The sequence below is a fragment of the Actinomyces sp. Z16 genome (genome assembly GCF_003111765.1).
GTDB lineage: Bacteria > Actinomycetota > Actinomycetes > Actinomycetales > Actinomycetaceae > Actinomyces > Actinomyces glycerinitolerans.
Genome location: NZ_CP027862.1, coordinates 3,354,615 through 3,371,001 on the forward strand (window position 1 = coordinate 3,354,615; position 16,387 = coordinate 3,371,001).

Below are 16,387 nucleotides of genomic sequence, written 5' to 3' on the forward strand. Positions count from 1 at the left end.
TCACCATGAAACCAACGGCGCTCCCGCGCCCGTCGGCGGCCTAGCCTGGGCCGGTGCCCGCTCCCCGTACCTCCCCCACCGGCCCGCGCCCGGCGTCCGCGTCCCGCCCGGCGTCGCTGCCGATGGTGACGAGGCGCGACGCCGCCCGCGACGCCGTGCCGGTCGTAATCGGCTACATCACGCTTGGCCTGGCGGCCGGCCTGCTACTGGTCGCCGAGGGCCTGAACTGGTGGTGGGCGCCGCTTTGGAGCGTGCTCATCTACTCGGGCACCATGCAGATGCTGTTGGTGCCGCTGGCCGGTACCGGGGAGCCGCTGGCGGCGATCGCCGCCTCCACACTGTTCGTTTCCGGCAGGCACGTCTTCTACGGACTGGGTTTTCCCCTGGACCGGGTGCGCGGCCGCCTGGTCACCCGCCTGTATGCGATCCATGCCATCACCGACGAGGTGTACGCCCTGTTGGCCTCGCGGGAGCGGACGGCGATGAGCGGGCGCTACATCGTCACCGTCGAGGTCATGAGCCACTGCGCGTGGATCTTCGGCACCACGGCGGGGGCGCTTGCGGGTACGGGTCTGGCTGCCCTGGTCGGGGAGCGGGTGGAACTGCTCGGCTTCGTGCTGACGGCGCTGTTCGTGGTCCTGGCTATTGAAAACTGGCGTTCCCACCCGGACCTGGCGGTGCTGCTGATCGGGTTCGTGGCCGGCGCAGTCGGACTGGCGGTGGGCGGATCGGCGGCCCTGCTCAGCGCCCTGGGTACTCTCGCCGTCGCACTGATCGCGCTGTACACCTGGCGGCAACGCGCCACCCGGACCGCCGGCGAGGAGGCGCGCTGATGCTGACCAACTCCCAGCTGGCGCTGACCGTCGTGGTGGTGGCGGCGATCACCTTCGCCTGCCGTATCGCGCCCTTCGTGCTCCTGCGCGGCCGCGGCCGCGTACCTTTGCTGACCTTCCTCGGCGACGCCATGCCACTGGGCGTCATGATCGTGCTGGTGGCCTACACGCTCGACGGCGTGACCACCTCCCCGGCCACCTGGCTGCCCGCCGTCGTCGGTATCGGCACTACTGCCGGACTGCACCTGTGGCGCCATGCGATGGGCCTGTCCCTGGTCGGGGGTACCGCCGTCTACGTGGCGGCCTCGCTACTGATGGCCTGAACCACTTCGCTCCGCGGCCACCAGCCGAGCGCTCCGCGAGCACAGCATGAACCTTGCTCGGGGATGGATCGGACCTCCCTCGGGAACACGCCGGCCCTCGGCACTCGACAATCGGGCGACGCCGGTGACGGCTCACGCCTTCGTCTGACGGTTCGTGTGCTCACCCAGCGGTCCGGCACCTTCGCCCGACGGTTCGCGCGCTGGCCTGACGGTTCGTACGTTGCGGTCGACGATTCGGCACATCCGGTGACGGTTCGTGGGGTAGGGGTACGAACCGTCGTTGTGATGTCTCAGGACATCGGTGACAGTTTTGTGTCAGGACATCGGTGACACTTGGTGTGTCAGGACATCGGTGACACTTGGTGTGTCAGGACATCGGTGACAGTTGTGGTGGTTGGTGGGGTTGGGTGTGTGTGGGTGGAGACGTAACGGACGCCGGGTGCGGGCCAGGGGTACTGGGCCAGGATCTCGCCTTGGGTGTCGGTGAAGGCGACTTGGTGGGGGTCCCAGGTGATGGTCACTGGCTGGTGTGCGTGGGTTCTGGATACCAAGAAGCTGATACCGGCCAGGCTGACCACTCCGTTAGCCCCGATGGTGCCTTGGCGCTGCCCTGAGGGCGGTGTTGTGGGCCGGTGCCTGGGGCGGGGTTGTGTGGGGATGCCGCCGACGGATACGGGCTCGTGGTGCTTGGGGCGTGGCGGGGCGGCGACGGGGGTGGCGTCCCACGCCTGCTGGGGTGTCATCCTCCCGGGCAGGGTCTGGTGTCCTCGCTCGGTGTTGTAGATGTGGTCGAAGGCGTCGACTTGGGCTTGTAGCTCTTCGATGGTGTGGGCCAGGGGCTGGTTGTCGAGGTAGCGGAACAGAGTCTGGTGGAAGCGCTCGTTCTTGCCCTGGGTGGTGGGCTTATAGGGCTTGGAGGTGATGGGTTCTACCCCCAGGGTGCGCACGTGGTCGACCAGTTTGCCTTTGCGGCCGCGTCGGGTGGGGTTCAGGGCCGTCCCGTTGTCGGTCAGTAGCCGCTGGGGCACCCCGTAGCGGGCGACGGCCCGGTCGAATACCGCGATAGCCGCCTGGCTGGTCTCGGCGGCGGCGACCAGGGATGCCACCGCCAGGCGGGAGTGGTCGTCGATGAGCTGGAAGATGACGACCTTGCGTCCTCCGGCGAGGACGTACTCGGTGGCGCCCCGTCTGCCAGCAGGCGTTCGGGGCCGGATAGACAAACCGGCGCCATGCCGCCCGGGGCCTCTTCGTGGGCTCGGCTCGGGCCACGCCGGCGGAGCGAAAGATGCGGGCCAGTGATGTCGGCGAGGGCGCCTTGAGGCCCATGGCCCGCATCTTGTCGTGCACGCTGATCGGGCCGCAATCCAGGCCAGAGCGTTCCAGCGCGGCACGCACGTCAAGGGCCTGGGAGCGTACCTGGTCGCTTATGCGTCCCGGGCTTGTGCGAGGACGGCGGGAGCGGGGCTCGAGTACCGCGGCCTCCCCGTCAGCTCGGGCTCGGGCCCGCAGCACATAGAAGGTCTTGCGGGAGATGCCCTCCTGTTCGCAGAACGTGGTCACCGCCCCGCGCGGGGCGTCATCAGGCCACCGGGCGATCGCCAGACGCACACGCGGATCAACACCACTACTGTTGGACTTCCTGACTGAGCTCATGCGCCCAAAAGCACACCAGAACTGTCACCCCCAACAACCCACGAACTGTCACCGATGTCCTGACACAGAACTGTCACCGATGTCCTGAGACATAACAGGTACGAACCGTCGTCGTTCATGCCGAACCGTTGCTGCTAACTGACGAACCGTCACCGGAACGCACGAACCGTCCGCACGCGCAACGGCGCCGACGACGTCCTCATCAACCCGAGAACGACCTCGCCAGCCCGACGTCGACCTCCCGCACCCAAACACGAACAGCTCTTTCAAGCAATGTCGGTGAAGGGCCGCGGCAGACCGAGCGGGCATCGACGTCTTACCAGTAGGCTGCCGCTGTGCAAGCCACCGTGACTCGTCCCGGACCGTGGACCCACCGCCACGTTACCGCAGGCGGTACTCGTTTCCACGTCGTCCTGGCCGGCCCCGAGGCTCCGCTGGCCTCCGCCGTCCCGCCCCCGGCCTCACCGGCGGCACGCAACCCCGAGACGGCCGCGCCGGCCGGACACCCGGTCCTGCTGCTGCACGGCTTCCCCGAGTGCTGGTGGACGTGGCGACATGTGATCCCGGCGCTGGCGGACGCAGGCCACCGCGTGATCGCCGTCGACCTGCGCGGCTTCGGCGGCTCCGACCGCCCGCCGTCGGGATACGACCTGGTCACTCTCGCTCGCGACGTCGCCGCCGTGGTGCGCGCGCTCGGGCACGACCACGCGATCATCGTCGGCGCCGGGCTCGGCGGGCAGGTCGGCTGGACGCTGGCCAGCCTGGAACCAGAGCTGACGGTGGGGCTGGTGCCGATTGGGGCGCCGCATCCTCTGGCCGTGCGCTCCCTGCCCATGCGCACCGTCATGGGCTCCACGGTGCAGCACCTGTTCTTCAACGTCCCCCTGCTGCCCGAACGCAGCCTGCGGACGACGGCGGGCGTCGAGCGGCTGCTGCGCTCCTGGGCGGCCCCGGCCACGCGCCCACTGGTCACCGAGGGCGCCGAGTATTACGCCGCACTGCTGGCGCGCCCGGGCGCGGCGCATTCCGCACTGGAGAGCACCCGCCGCTCCACCCTCACACGCGCCGAGGTGCAGGCGCTGAACCGGCCGACGACGGTGCCGGTGTTGTCCGTGCAGGGCGAGTTCGATCCGGTGCAGCCCGCCCGGGCCCACGCCCGCGACACCCACCATGTGGTCGGCGTCCTGCAGCAGGTGACCATCCGCGGCGTCGGGCACTTCCCGCAGGAGGAGGCACCGGAGCGGCTGGTTGACGTGCTGCTGCCCTTCCTCACCGAGCTGGCGGCCCCGCCCCGACAGGCCCAGTCCCAGTCGCACTCCTCCATCCGTAGGCAGCGGACCGGCGCGCGCCGCAGGACGTCGTTCATACGCCCACCCGGGGGCATAGCCCGGCGGCGTTCAGCGCGCACGCCTCGCAGCGGGGAGCGCGGGCGCGGCACACCGTCCTCCCGTGCTCAATGAGCCGGTGACACCCGCCCGTCCACCGCGCCGGTTCCCACAGGGCGGCAAGATCGCGTTCGACGGCGAGCGGATCGCGCGCCGTCGTCCAGCCCAGGCGGCGCGATAGGCGGCCCACATGCGTGTCCACGGTGATCGCGGGCACGCCGAAGGCGTCGCCGAGCACCACGTTGGCGGTCTTGCGCCCCACTCCGGGCAGGGCCACCAACGCCTTCCGGTCCGCGGGCACCGCGCCGCCGTGAGCGGCTACCAGCTCGGCACCCAGCGCGATCAGTCGGGCCGCACGGGTGTGGTGCATGCCCAAGGGCCGCAGCCGCGCCTCCAGGTCGACCCGGTCCGCGCCGGCGAGCGCGACCGCATCCGGGTAGCGGGCGAACAGTTCCGGGGTGATGGTGTTGACGCGGGCGTCGGTGGTCTGGGCGGACAGGACCGTCGCCACCAGCAGCTGAAAGGGGCTGTCGTGGTCCAGGGTGCAGCGGGCGTCCGGGTACAGGCCGATCAGGACGTCGTCGACGGCGGCGGCCCGCCGGGCGGCCGCGTCACTCGGGGCGTCTGGCGCACCCGGGGTGGGAACCGGCGCGCCCGGGCTGGGGGTCGCCCCGCCCGGACCCGTCGACGTGGCCGATGACTCGATGATTTGACCTGGCACACAGTGAGACTACAATGCTCGTCGGCGTGCCACAGGTCACAAGCCGTGGCTAGGATATGACGTAAGAGGCCCCGCTCGTTCCCGGGCCCGCCCTACTACACACCACAGGAGGACCCTCGTGGAAGACAGCATCATCTCCAAGATCCCACTGTTTGAGGGGATGAATCCGGAGGAGCGGGAAGAGCTGCGCAACATGATGACGCAGACCACCCTGCGCCGCGGCGAGATCCTCTTCAACGAGGGTGACCCGGGCGACCGCCTGTACATCCTCCTATCCGGCAAGATCAAGCTCGGCCACGCCTCCGCCGACGGGCGGGAGAACCTGCTCGCGGTGCTCGGCCCCGGCGAGGTCGTCGGCGAACTGACCCTGTTCGATCCGGGCCCGCGCTCCACCACGGCCACCGCGGTCGCCCCCACCGACCTGTTGGCGCTGGAGCACACCCAGCTGATGAGCTTCATCGAGACGCACCCCACTCTGGCCAAGGACATGCTGCGCGCCCTGGCCCAGCGGCTGCGCCGTACCAACACGGCCCTGGCCGACCTGGTCTTCTCCGATGTGCCCGGCCGCGTCGCCAAGGCCCTGCTGGACCTCGCCGACCGCTTCGGCTCCACCACGGAGGACGGGGTGCACGTGCCGCACGACCTCACCCAGGAGGAGCTCGCCCAGCTGGTCGGCGCCTCCCGCGAGACGGTCAACAAGTCGCTGGCGGAGTTCGTCTCCCGCGGCTGGATCCGTCTGGAAGGGCGCGCCGTCACTCTGCTCGACGTCGACCGCCTGCGTCGTCGCGCCCGCTGACGCCCGCATCTCCTTCGCCGCAAGCTCGGCGCGGATAAAACGCCGAAACCGGCACGAATGACGTGCCGGTTTCGGCGTTTGTTGCTGCTGGCGCGGCCGCTCGAACTGGTCGGCGGTCCGGCCGACCGCGGTTACCCGGACCGCCGACCGCAACCACGTCTCAGGCCAGTGGCCGCTTCAAATAGGCGACCAGGTTGTCCGAGCCGGTCGGACCGGGGATCACCTGCACGAGCTCCCAGCCGTCGGCGCCCCACTGGTCGAGGATCTGCTTGGTGGCGTGGACGAGCAGGGGCACGGTGGCGTACTCCCACCGGGTAATTCCCGGGGCATTGCTGTTGCTTGTTGCGTCGGTCATGCCCTAAAGCCTATGGGGCAAGAAGCACAGCCGAAAGCCCAGCGGCGGCGTGGCCGCGCATTCCGCCCCGCAAAGCAACGAGCACACACGGGCGCACTGCGGACCCAGTTACCGCGGGCCCAACACCGGCGCCGGTCACCGCACGCGCGCGAGGATGCGGGGAGCGCGTCGGGCATGAATCTCGGCGACCAGTTCGTCGTCCTCGCGGCGCAGCCACTCGCTCCAGTCGGTGACCTCCGGGAACCGCCGCAGCAGCGCTCGACGTTCACGCTCGGTGAGCCCTCCCCAGACGCCGAAGCTCAACTCCGAGTCCAGGGCCTCCGCCAGGCACTCCATGCGTACCGGGCAGGTGAAGCACAGCGAACGGGCATCGCGCTGCTCCGCCCCCTTGCCGAACAGCCGGTCGGGCTGGACGCTTGCGCAGGCCGCACGGGCCGCCCAAGTCTGGTCGCTCGTCATTTCTCACTCCCCTACCGCTGAGGTCGACTACAATGTCGGCCGGATCACACGTAGACGGTATGCCAACCGATGGTCATTTGCCAAATTGGCATCCGCACAAGGGCTCGTGCGCCGACCAAGCACCCCCGCACTCCCCACCATGCGGCCGTCGACCACACCACGACCACCACGCACCGGCGCCTCCAAGGCGTTTTCCAGCCGCTGTTCGTCGTAGCCCGGTGCACAAACACGCCATTTCGCCGTAGTGTGGACACCATGTCGAAGTCTTCCTCCCGCGGCAGGTCCTTATCGTCCCCTGCCCAGGTCGTGGCGATGCTGCTGGTCTTCCTGCTGCTGTCCGGCGCAGGCGGAGTACTGGCGGCGGGCTTCGCCATGCCCGCCGTCGGCGTCGCCTCCGCAATCACCAACGCCTCCGCACAGCTCTTCGACGAGCTGCCCGACGACTTCAACGTCCTCGAGCCCAGCCAGGTCTCGGTGATCAAGGCCTCCGACGGCAGCCAGATCGCCCAGTTCTACGCCGAGAACCGCATCGTCGTCTCCCTGGACGACATCGCCCCGAGCATGCAGAACGCCATCGTGGCGGTTGAGGACCAGCGCTTCTACCAGCACAAGGGCGTCGACCCGGCCGGCATTGTCCGCGCCGTGGTCTCCAACGCCAACGGCGGCTCACAGGGCGCCTCCACGCTCACCCAGCAGTACGTCCGCAACGTCCTGGTCGAGGCGGGGCTGCAGAACGACGACGACGCCGCCATCGCCGCCGCCAAGGCGCCGACCGCGGCCCGCAAGCTGCGAGAGATCAAGTACGCACTCACCCTGGAGCAGAAGTACTCCAAGCAGCAGATCCTCGAGGGCTACCTCAACATCGCCTCCTTCGGCCCGTCCACCTACGGGGTCGAGGCATCCGCGCAGCACTACTTCTCCCATTCGGCCAAGGACCTGTCGATCGCGGAGTCGGCACTGCTGGCCGGCTTGACCAATGCCCCCGGCGCCTACGACCCTGTCCAGTACCCGGACAAGGCCAAGAGCCGCATGGACTGGGTGCTGCAGAAGATGTACGAGGAGGAGTTCATCACCGCCGACGAGTACCAGGCGGGTCTGGACACCCAGATCGCCGACATGCTCAACGTCACCGACTCCGTGGGAGGCTGTGGGGCCGCAGGCTCGGCAGCCTACTTCTGTGAGTACGTGGTCGGGGAGATCGAGAACTCGGACATCTTCGGCGACACCGAGGCCGAACGACGCCAACTGTTGCTGCGCGGCGGCCTGGAGATCACCACCACGCTGGACCCCGCCAAGCAGAAGAACGCCAACGACACGATCCAGGCCTACGTGCCCACCGGCGACCCGTCGAACGTCAAGTCCGCCCTGGTGTCGATCGAGCCGGGCACCGGCCGGATCCTGGCCATGGCGCAGAACACCAACTACGGCGACGCCACGGGCTCCGACCCCACCGCCACCCAGATCTCCTATTCGGCGGATTACCTGCACGGCGGCATGGAGTCGAATGGCTTCCAGCCGGGGTCGGCCTTCAAGACCTTCGCCTTGGCCCAGTGGTACCAGGAGGGGCGCTCCGGGTACACGGTTACGAACACCACCCCGCGCACCTTCTACTCCTCCGACTGGACCATCTCCTGCGACCCTGACCTCCATCCGGAGGCCTGGGCGCCCAAGAATGCCGACCCCAGCGAGAATGGCCGACACACGGTGATTGAGGACACCGCCATGTCGATCAACGTCGGCTATGCGGAGATGCTGGCGCAGATGGACGTGTGCTCCGTGACCCAGTTGGCGGCCGACATGGGCGTGACCAAGGCCAACGGGGATCCAGTCGACCCCTACCCGTCCGTGGTACTCGGCGGCACCGAGACCACCCCGGTGTCCATGGCCAACGCCTATGCGACCTTCGCCGCCCACGGCGTGTACTGCACCCCCGTCGCCATTGACTCGATCATCGACGCCGACGGCAATGAGATGAGCACTCCGTCGGCCAGTTGCAGCCAGGTCATGAGCGCCACCGCGGCGGACCAGGTGACGCTCACGCTCCAGTCGGTGCTGACCAGTAAGGGCACCGGCCCTGGGGCCGCCCTGAGCGGGCGCCCGGCGGCCGGAAAGACCGGCACCACCGACTTGATGGACAACGCCTGGTTCATCGGCTACACCCCGCAGCTGGCCACCGCCATCTGGGCCGGCCACTCCGACGGCTACTACGCCATGAATCACCAGTACATCGGCGGGCGCTACTACGCCACCATGTACGGTGCCGACCTGCCAGCGCCCATGTTCAAGACCTACATGGACGCGGCCCTGGCCGGCGAGCCGGTGGAGGCCTTCAACCAGGTGAGCCTGGGCGCCGGTGCGCCAACATCCAGTAACTCAAACAACGGCGGCCAGGCGCAGCAAAACTCCGCCGGGTCCCATGACGGCGACGACGACTCCGACGACGAGGACTGATATGCCCGCGGCTCGTAACGCCGTACTCGGCGGTCTGGCCGCCGGCGCCGGCTTGCTCGGCTATGCCCTGATCGAGGCTCGCCTGCCGGTGCTGCGCCGGGTGGACGTGCCCGTGCTGGCGGCCGGCCAGCGTCCGCTGACTATCCTGCACCTGTCGGACTTGCACCTGACCGATCACACCGAGGCACGTGTGGCCTGGGTGCGCGGCCTGGCGGAAGCTCGCCCCGACGTCGTCGTCAACACCGGTGACAACCTGTCCTTCGCCAGCGGCCTGGAGCCGCTCAGCCGGGCCCTGGAGCCCTTCGCGCACCTGCCGGGCGCCTTCGTCTTGGGCGACCACGACTACCGCACCACGGTGTTCAAGCTGCCCACTCGCTATCTGCGCCGCGATCCGCGCTCGGGCGATGACCCCGAGCAGGAGGCCGCCGTCGAGCCGCTCCCCTGGCGGGAGGTTCGCGACCTGCAGACGGGCGCCGGCTGGGTCGATCTGAGCAATGCCCGCGGCGCCCTCGACGTCGGTAGCCGCCGTGTCGAGCTGGTCGGGGTGGATGATCCACATGTGGATCGGGACGCCTTCCCACCACCCGCCCTGGTGGTCCCGAGCGCCGACGACGGTGAGCCGGTCCTCGACCGCAGCGGCAGGCCGCTGCGGTTGGGACTGATGCACGCCCCTTACCGGCGGGTTCTGGACGCCATGGTGGCAGACGGCGTGGAACTGGCCTTCGCCGGGCACACCCACGGCGGGCAGTTGTGCCTGCCCGGCTACGGGGCGCTGGTGACCAACTGCGACCTGGACCGCCGCCGCGCCTCGGGCCTGTCCCACTGGCCGGATGCCCACCCCGAGGGCCGGGAGGCCGACGCCATGTTTCTGCATGTGTCCGCCGGCCTGGGCACCAGCCCATACACGCCGGTGCGCGTGGCCTGTCGCCCGGAGGCGACGCTGCTGACGCTGCGCCCCGCCGGCTAGGGCCCCGACGCCGTCAGAGGACAGCCACGGAACCTGTGATCTCGCTCTCCCGTGGCCCGGCAGGTGACCGACCCCTCAGAGACACGATTTCCCCCACCGGCGCGACGGCGGCTATAGTCGTTCCGCACACGGGGTGTGGCGCAGTTTGGTAGCGCGCTTCGTTCGGGACGAAGAGGTCGTGGGTTCAAATCCCGCCACCCCGACGACGAGGACGCCCGCGAGCTTGCTCGTGAGGCGTCCGAGGAGGAAGGGGTAACAAGGCCGCCAGGCCGAATACCCCGACGATAAGAAGATCCATGAGCTTGCTCATGAGATCTTCGCAGAGGAGGGAGTAAGAGGCCGCCAGGCCGAATACCCCTACAAACGGTCGTTGCCCAGGCGGGCGGCGGCCGTTCGTCGTTCGCAGCAGCGAGCGAGGGTTATAGGCGCGAACGTGTTGCTTTAGACCGGCGTGTCGGGGTGTTCTAGCTGGTTCGGCCGGCCCAGCCTTTGCGTTTCCAGAGGCCTTCTTCGGGGTTGTCGGCGCGAACGTGTGTGTGGTTCGGGCGCCCCCGGGTTCACTAGGTCCTGTTGTGTAAGTGCTTGGGTGGCGATGCGCGGTTGGGTGGCGGTGTGTGGCTGTTGAGCCTGTCGGTTGGACCGCTGTTCCCCGGTTGGACCGCCGTAGCCGCCGGTTACAGCGGTCCAACGGGGCGTGGGCGGTCCATCGGGGCGTGGGCGGTCCAACCGGGGCGTGGGCGGTCCAACCGGGGCGGTGCACTTCCACCGTTGGGTGCCTGCGGCGGTGCGGCCGGGCTTCTTCATAGGGGTCTGACAGATCGGGCAGAGCCTTGCTCGTGGGGACCGTGTTCTCACGGCCCGCACATCTACCCCCGAAAGTCAACCACCGCCCCGGGTTAACCTCCCAGGCCATAATCACCCCGACTTCCCCGCACCACAGCAACCAAAATCCCGATCTTTAGCAACACGTTCACGCCGATAACTCGCGAGCGAGGGGTTGACACGCCTTGGATACTTGAGGGGAAGGCGCGCCGCGCGAATCCCGCACAAAGGAGGGATGTACTGTGAGCACTGCAGTTGCGCCGCCTCGCGGCGTGGTAAAACACTTTACACGCCCGGAGCTAGAGGCCCGCAAACGAGACATCGTCAATGAATTAGAGCGCCGTTTCGGCAGCCTGGACGCGGCGCTTGCCCAGGAGTACACCGGAGACTACCCCTCGGAAGACCTGCGGCTATTCGGTGCCTACCATGACGTGCTGTTCTTACTAGAGCATGACCGATAGCGTCGACGAGCAGACCTTACGGTTTGCCAACGGCCTGACTCACACGGTCCGGGCGGTGACCGTGGAAGCTCCCGAGTTTCAGGTCAACGTTGCTGGCAATGATCCGTGGTTCGCCACCGTCCGCCCTGAAGACGAGGCGGCAATCAACCTGACCATAGGTGGTAGATGCCTGCTTGACCTCACGGTCTCTTTCCAATGCACGCTGTCTCAGAAGCATCCGTACATGCTCATCGAGCGGTCACAGTTCGGCTTGCGCCCACACGGTGGCGGGGAATGGCTTGTCCGCCTTGACTACGAGCATCACCCGGCAGGGAACCTTCCTTGTTCCCACCTTCACGTACACGCCCAATGCGATGGAAGCCCTGACGCAGGCTCGCGCTGACTGGCGACTGGAACAAACCAAGTCCATCGTTGCATCGTCGTAAGATACCGCCGCAGATGTTCTCCGTGGCCTTGGGTGGAGTGTCACCCCACCGGATGGATACGAGCCCAAGCCGGCCTTGCCTGACTGGCTTTATCGTTACTGATCTAACTCAGCTGAGGTACTGCGGTCCCCGATTCCTATGCTTTACGGGCTCTTCCGGTTTGGGGGTGTGGTGGTTGTCTGGGGCGGCGGCAGGAGTGCTGCCGATGTCCTGGGACATGGCATGGGGTGGGGTGGGTGGCGTGGGGTGTTTGGTACGCCGGCTGGGCGTTAACAACGCTACTTAACGCTCTGCTGTATACCTCTGGGGCCTTCAGCAGACGGTTAACTGGCGTTGTTAACCCCGAAGTGGCGTAGCAGACGGCGAAGCGGCGCAGTAGACGGCCCCGCTCCCGGGCGCCGGAGCTATCGGCAGCCAAGTGCAGCCAGGCCAGGCGTTCTGGCGTGGTGAGCCGGCGCCGTGGAGGTTCAACCCGCGTCCTCGAGCACTCCGCCCGGCCGGCGGCGAGGACGCCCCTACCGGCCTGAGGACGCCCTCGCCGGCCCGAAAACGTCCTCGTGCGCCCGACAACGACCTGCGCTGGTCGAATACGTCCTCGTAAGCCCCAAACCCTCCCGCATGTGGAGGGTTTGGGGATGACGAGGACGTTCTCGGCAGACCAGCACCTACCGAGCACGACCACGCCGGCCCGAGCACGACCACGCCGGCCCGACATCGACCTCATCCGCCCCCGAGAACGTCCCCGCCGACCCGACACCGACCTCACCACCCCAACCACGACCACCGCAACCCGGACCGAAGCCACCACGCCGGAAGCACCACACCCTCAAACCGGAAGAGCCGCTTTACGAGACCCATCCACCATCGCCGGAAGGGCGAGGGCTTCTCGACGTCCGCGGCGGGCGGACACGCGCCAGGAGCCGAGCCGCGTGTACTACCCTGGTCGCGACGTCGGGCCGCGACGGGCCCCGGGCTCCAACATAAGCCGCCACGAGCGGCCATCGCGCCGACTGGCGCTCTCCGGCCCGACGTCCCTTAGACGGCACCGAAACCGTGCAGAGCAGGACGCCGTCAGCGGCCCTCGGAAAGCACCGGGCGCTGCTTCTCAATGGCCACGGCGCGGATCTTGCCGCGCGGACGGCGCGCCATGTGCACCACCATGATCTCCCCGGTCTTCAGCCACGGGTCCCGGTCCGGAACCGAGCGCAGAAGCTTGCCGGGCGCATAGTCCGAGATCGCCTCCATGACGGTCGGCAGCACCGGGCGGTGCGTGCACACGGCCACCGGCACGTCGCGCCGACGCAGCACCTTGGAAACCACCTTACGGGCGGCCTTCGGCTTGGCGGCGTGCGCCGCCTCCGTCAGCGCCGGCTCGGTCACCAGCTCCAGGCCGGCCGCCTGCGTGTACGGGGCGACGGTGTCGTAGCAGCGCCGCCACGGGCTGGTGATCACCTGGGCGACGCCGTAGGCGGCCAGCACCGGCACCAGCGCCCGGGCGCGCACCTCCCCCTGGTCCTTGGTCAGCGGACGAGTCGCCTCGTCGGTCTCCGCGTCCCGCTCCTTGGGTCGGTTCCACACCGAGCGCTTGACCGCGCGGGCATGGCGCACCAGTACGAAAGTCCAGGTGTCGAGCTTGCCGTCTTCCCACAGATCCACCAGGGAACCGAGCAGATCCCGGTCAGCCGGGTGAGTGAGCAACGTGCGGGCCTTCTTCGAGCGCACCCATTCGACGTCGTCGATCTCCGCCGCATCGGCCGGGCTCACCGGTGTGCGGGCGCGCAGGGCCGGAGAGTCGCCGGAGAGCTCGCGACCGGCCCAGTAACGGACCTCCTTGCGGGCGCCGTCGGGCAGCTTGTAGCGCACCGTGTCCAGCGGCTGCCCGAGGGCGACCTGGATGCCGGTCTCCTCGGCCACCTCGCGCACCGCGCAGGTGCGCACCGACTCCCCCGGCTCCACCTTGCCCTTGGGGAAGGACCAGTCGTCGTAGCGGGGACGGTGTACCAGAAGAATCTCCAGGTGTCCGTTCGTCTCACGCCACACCAGGGCACCCGCCGCCCGGATCACCGCTTCTGTTTTGGACTTATCTGCCATTTCCGGAGATTCCCGCTGTCAGTGCCCGCTCCGCAGACGCGAACGCGCCCGGGTCATGAGCGTGGTCTGGATGTCCTCCAGCCGATTGCCCTCGGCGTCGTGGGTGTGCCGGGTCCAGCTGCCATCGGGCTCCAGCCACCAGGAGGAGACCGCGTCGGAGGCGGCGTGGGTGACCAGCCACTCGAGCTGGACGATCATCACCGGATCGGTGATGCGCACCAGCGCCTCCACGCGGCGGTCGAGGTTGCGGTGCATCAGGTCCGCCGAGCCGATGAACAGGTCGGTCTCGCCGTCGTTGCAGAAGGCGTAAATGCGGGAGTGCTCCAGGTAGCGGCCCAGGATCGAGCGGACCCGGATGTTGTCGCTGAGCCCGGGCACGCCGGCGCGCAGGCCGCAGATGCCGCGCACCACGATGTCGACGTCGACGCCGGCCCGGCTGGCCCGGTACAGGGCGTCGATGCAGGCCTCGTCGATGATCGAGTTGACCTTGATGCGGATCCAGGCGGGCTTGCCGGCCCGCTTGTTGGCGATCTCCCGTTCGATGCGTTCGATGAGCCCGTCGCGCACGGTGCGGGGCGCCACCAGCAGGCGGCGGAAGCGGGCGCGCGGAGCGTAGCCGGACAGCTGGTTGAACAGGGTGGTCAGGTCCTGGGCGACGTCGCGGTCGCAAGTGAGCAGGCCCAGGTCCTCGTACCCGCGGGCGGTCTTGGGGTGGTAGTTCCCGGTGCCGACGTGGCAGTAGCGGCGCAGACCGTCGGACTCCTGGCGCACCACCAGCAGCAGCTTGCAATGGGTCTTGAGCCCCACCATGCCGTAGACGACGTGCACGCCGGCGCGCTCCAGCTTGCGGGCCCAGGAGATGTTGTTCTCCTCATCGAAACGGGCCTTGATCTCCACGATCGCCACCACCTGCTTGCCGGCCTCGGCGGCCTCAATCAGGGCGTCGACGATCGGGGAGTCGCCGCTGGTGCGGTACAGGGTCTGCTTGATGGCCAGCACCTTGGGGTCGGCCGCCGCCTGCGAGACGAACTCCTGCACGGAGGTGGAGAAGGAGTCATAGGGGTGGTGCAGCAGCACGTCGTGCTCGCGCATGGCCGCGAAGATGTCCCCCGGAGTGCTGGACTCCTGGGGGGCCAGGCCGGCGGCGGTCACCGGCACGAACCGCGGGTACTTCAGTTCGGGGAGGTCCAGGTCGTGCAGCTGGTTGAGGCTGGTCAGGTCCAGCGGCGCCGGCAGCTCGAAGACGTCGTCGTCGTGCAGGTTCAAGGCGCGCACCAGGTAGCGGCGCACGAAGGGGCTGATGGTGTCCTCCACCTCCAGGCGCACACTGGCGCCGAAGCGACGGCGCTCCAGCTCCTTCTCCATGGCGGTCAGGAGGTTCTCGGCGTCGTCCTCCTCCACCTCGAGGTTCTCGTTGCGGGTCACCCGGAACAGGTGGTGCTCGAGGATGTCCATCCCCGGGAACAGGTGGTCCAGGTGGCGGGCGATGACGATTTCGATCGGGATGAAGGCGGTGCCGGCCTGCTTGTTCTTGGGGTCGAGCTCCCGCCCGGGCACGGTGATCAGGCGCGGCAGCGACTGCGGCACCTTGACGCGGGCGAAGTGCTCCTTGCCGGAGCGGGGGTTGCGCAGCAGCACCGCCAGGTTCAGTGACAGACCAGAGATATAGGGGAAGGGGTGAGAGGGGTCCACGGCCAGCGGAGTGAGCACGGGGAAGATCTGGTGACGGAAGTAGCGAGTGATCTTCTCGGCCTGCTCGGGCTCAAGCTGTTCCCAGTCGAGGATCTCAATGTTGTGCTCGGCGAGCTTGGGACGGATGTCATCCTGGAACAGGGCCGCCTGCCTGGCCATGAGCTCCTTGGTGCGCTCGGTGATGGCGGCGACAACCTGGTGGGCGTCCAGACCGGAGGCACGCACGGGTGTGATGCCGGCCTTGATGCGGCGCATCAACCCGGCCACACGCACCATGTAGAACTCGTCGAGGTTGGAGGAGAAGATTGCGGTGAACCAGGCGCGCTCCAGCAGCTGCAGGTCTTGGTCCTCGGCCTGCTCCAGGACCCGCTGGTTGAAGTCCAGCCAGGTGAGTTCACGGTCGGTGAAGCGGTCGGTGAAGGAGTCCAGCGGCGGCAGGTCGGCTTCGGGGTCGTCGACGACGACGTCACCGGCGGCATCCGGTCCGGCCGCGGCATCCGTGGAGGTGTGTGCGGTGGCGGACTCGGCCTCGGGCAGCGGCGTGGGATCCGCGGCGTCGAAGAAGCCGGTCTGCTCGTTGGCGTCGGGGGGCGAGACCGGGGTTATACCGGTGTCATCGCCCCGATTGCCCTCGGCAGCGGGGGCATCCTCGTCGAAGTCCTCGTCCTCGTACTGGGGGCCGGCGTCATCGTCGACGAAGTCGCGAGGATCGGCCGCCTCAATGACGTGATCCTCAATGATGTCCAGGTCGTCCTGGGACAACGCCTCGGCGTCGCCCGCATCCGCAGACGGCGCCGAGGCCGCGGCGAGCGTATCGGCCTCCTCGGGACTGACCGGAGAGGAACCCGGGTCGGCGGCATGCCGGGCCTGCGCGCGTGCCCAGCCGCCCAGGAAGGAGGCCAGCGGCGCGGAGTTCGTGGAGGGGGTCGCTTCGGGGTCGGGCGTCGTCATGG

The 16,387-nt window shown here is 68.3% G+C and carries 14 protein-coding genes, 1 tRNA gene and 1 pseudogene; 9 read left to right on the plus strand and 7 right to left on the minus strand.

All coding sequences use genetic code 11. The annotated features are described in order from the left end of the window. Window positions 1–122: 122 nt before the first annotated feature. Window positions 123–833 (plus strand): AzlC family ABC transporter permease, encoded by a 711-nt coding sequence (locus C3B71_RS13870; protein WP_108968854.1) that lies wholly within the window; start codon window positions 123–125, stop codon window positions 831–833. Continuing rightward, window positions 833–1,156, plus strand: a complete 324-nt coding sequence (locus C3B71_RS13875) for a branched-chain amino acid transporter permease (RefSeq protein WP_073331024.1) — start codon at window positions 833–835, stop codon at window positions 1,154–1,156. Before C3B71_RS13870 ends, C3B71_RS13875 begins: the two co-directional genes overlap by 1 nt. 341 nt (window positions 1,157–1,497) lie before the next feature. Here the strand turns inward: C3B71_RS13875 and C3B71_RS13880 are convergent. Beyond that, window positions 1,498–2,809, minus strand: a pseudogene (locus tag C3B71_RS13880) (integrase core domain-containing protein). A gap of 335 nt (window positions 2,810–3,144) precedes the next feature. Here C3B71_RS13880 and C3B71_RS13885 point away from each other — a divergent pair. Then, a complete protein-coding gene (locus tag C3B71_RS13885) occupies window positions 3,145–4,269 on the plus strand; it encodes an alpha/beta fold hydrolase (RefSeq protein ID WP_073331027.1) in 1,125 nt (374 codons plus the stop codon). Here C3B71_RS13885 and nth read toward each other — a convergent pair. Continuing rightward, the gene (nth, locus tag C3B71_RS13890; protein WP_396027155.1) at window positions 4,172–4,900 is read right to left on the minus strand and encodes an endonuclease III; all 729 of its coding nucleotides are present in this window, start codon (window positions 4,898–4,900) and stop codon (window positions 4,172–4,174) included. The genes C3B71_RS13885 and nth overlap by 98 nt on opposite strands. Before the next feature lie 133 nt (window positions 4,901–5,033). Between nth and C3B71_RS13895 the strand changes: the two genes are divergently transcribed. Beyond that, window positions 5,034–5,711, plus strand: coding sequence for a Crp/Fnr family transcriptional regulator (locus tag C3B71_RS13895; protein ID WP_073331028.1), 678 nt, complete (start codon window positions 5,034–5,036; stop codon window positions 5,709–5,711). Between the two features lie 160 nt (window positions 5,712–5,871). On the opposite strand, the gene C3B71_RS13900 is transcribed toward C3B71_RS13895, so the two are convergent. Continuing rightward, window positions 5,872–6,030, minus strand: coding sequence for a DUF4177 domain-containing protein (locus C3B71_RS13900; RefSeq protein WP_108969978.1), 159 nt, complete (start codon window positions 6,028–6,030; stop codon window positions 5,872–5,874). Window positions 6,031–6,201: 171 nt separating this feature from the next. Further along, window positions 6,202–6,525 carry a WhiB family transcriptional regulator gene (locus C3B71_RS13905; protein ID WP_073331031.1) on the minus strand — a complete coding sequence of 108 codons (324 nt, stop codon included), beginning with the start codon at window positions 6,523–6,525 and terminating at the stop codon, window positions 6,202–6,204. Window positions 6,526–6,780: 255 nt separating this feature from the next. Here C3B71_RS13905 and C3B71_RS13910 point away from each other — a divergent pair, with 255 nt between their 5' ends. The 3 genes from C3B71_RS13910 (at window position 6,781) to C3B71_RS13920 (ending at window position 10,146) form a co-directional block, all read left to right on the plus strand. After that, window positions 6,781–8,976 carry a transglycosylase domain-containing protein gene (locus C3B71_RS13910; RefSeq protein ID WP_108969980.1) on the plus strand — a complete coding sequence of 732 codons (2,196 nt, stop codon included), beginning with the start codon at window positions 6,781–6,783 and terminating at the stop codon, window positions 8,974–8,976. A gap of 1 nt (window position 8,977) precedes the next feature. Continuing rightward, window positions 8,978–9,943: a metallophosphoesterase gene (locus C3B71_RS13915; RefSeq protein ID WP_108968857.1), complete on the plus strand. Its 966-nt coding sequence runs from the start codon at window positions 8,978–8,980 to the stop codon at window positions 9,941–9,943. Between the two features lie 129 nt (window positions 9,944–10,072). Continuing rightward, a tRNA-Pro gene (locus C3B71_RS13920) sits at window positions 10,073–10,146 on the plus strand. Between the two features lie 238 nt (window positions 10,147–10,384). On the opposite strand, the gene C3B71_RS17020 is transcribed toward C3B71_RS13920, so the two are convergent. After that, the gene (locus C3B71_RS17020) at window positions 10,385–10,807 is read right to left on the minus strand and encodes a transposase-like zinc-binding domain-containing protein (RefSeq protein WP_442778372.1); all 423 of its coding nucleotides are present in this window, start codon (window positions 10,805–10,807) and stop codon (window positions 10,385–10,387) included. 200 nt (window positions 10,808–11,007) lie between these two features. Here C3B71_RS17020 and C3B71_RS13930 point away from each other — a divergent pair, with 200 nt between their 5' ends. Both C3B71_RS13930 and C3B71_RS16015 read left to right on the plus strand, forming a co-directional pair. After that, window positions 11,008–11,226, plus strand: coding sequence for a hypothetical protein (locus C3B71_RS13930; RefSeq protein ID WP_073331036.1), 219 nt, complete (start codon window positions 11,008–11,010; stop codon window positions 11,224–11,226). Further along, on the plus strand, window positions 11,216–11,608 hold the full coding sequence (locus C3B71_RS16015) for a hypothetical protein (RefSeq protein WP_146752371.1): 393 nt from the start codon (window positions 11,216–11,218) through the stop codon (window positions 11,606–11,608). Before C3B71_RS13930 ends, C3B71_RS16015 begins: the two co-directional genes overlap by 11 nt. Window positions 11,609–12,722: 1,114 nt before the next feature. Here C3B71_RS16015 and C3B71_RS13935 read toward each other — a convergent pair. After that, a complete protein-coding gene (locus tag C3B71_RS13935; RefSeq protein ID WP_073331039.1) occupies window positions 12,723–13,742 on the minus strand; it encodes an NUDIX hydrolase in 1,020 nt (339 codons plus the stop codon). An 18-nt stretch (window positions 13,743–13,760) separates the two neighbouring features. Next, entirely contained in the window at window positions 13,761–16,385 is a 2,625-nt protein-coding gene (locus C3B71_RS13940; RefSeq protein ID WP_108968861.1) for an RNA degradosome polyphosphate kinase, read from the minus strand. Window positions 16,386–16,387: the final 2 nt, after the last annotated feature.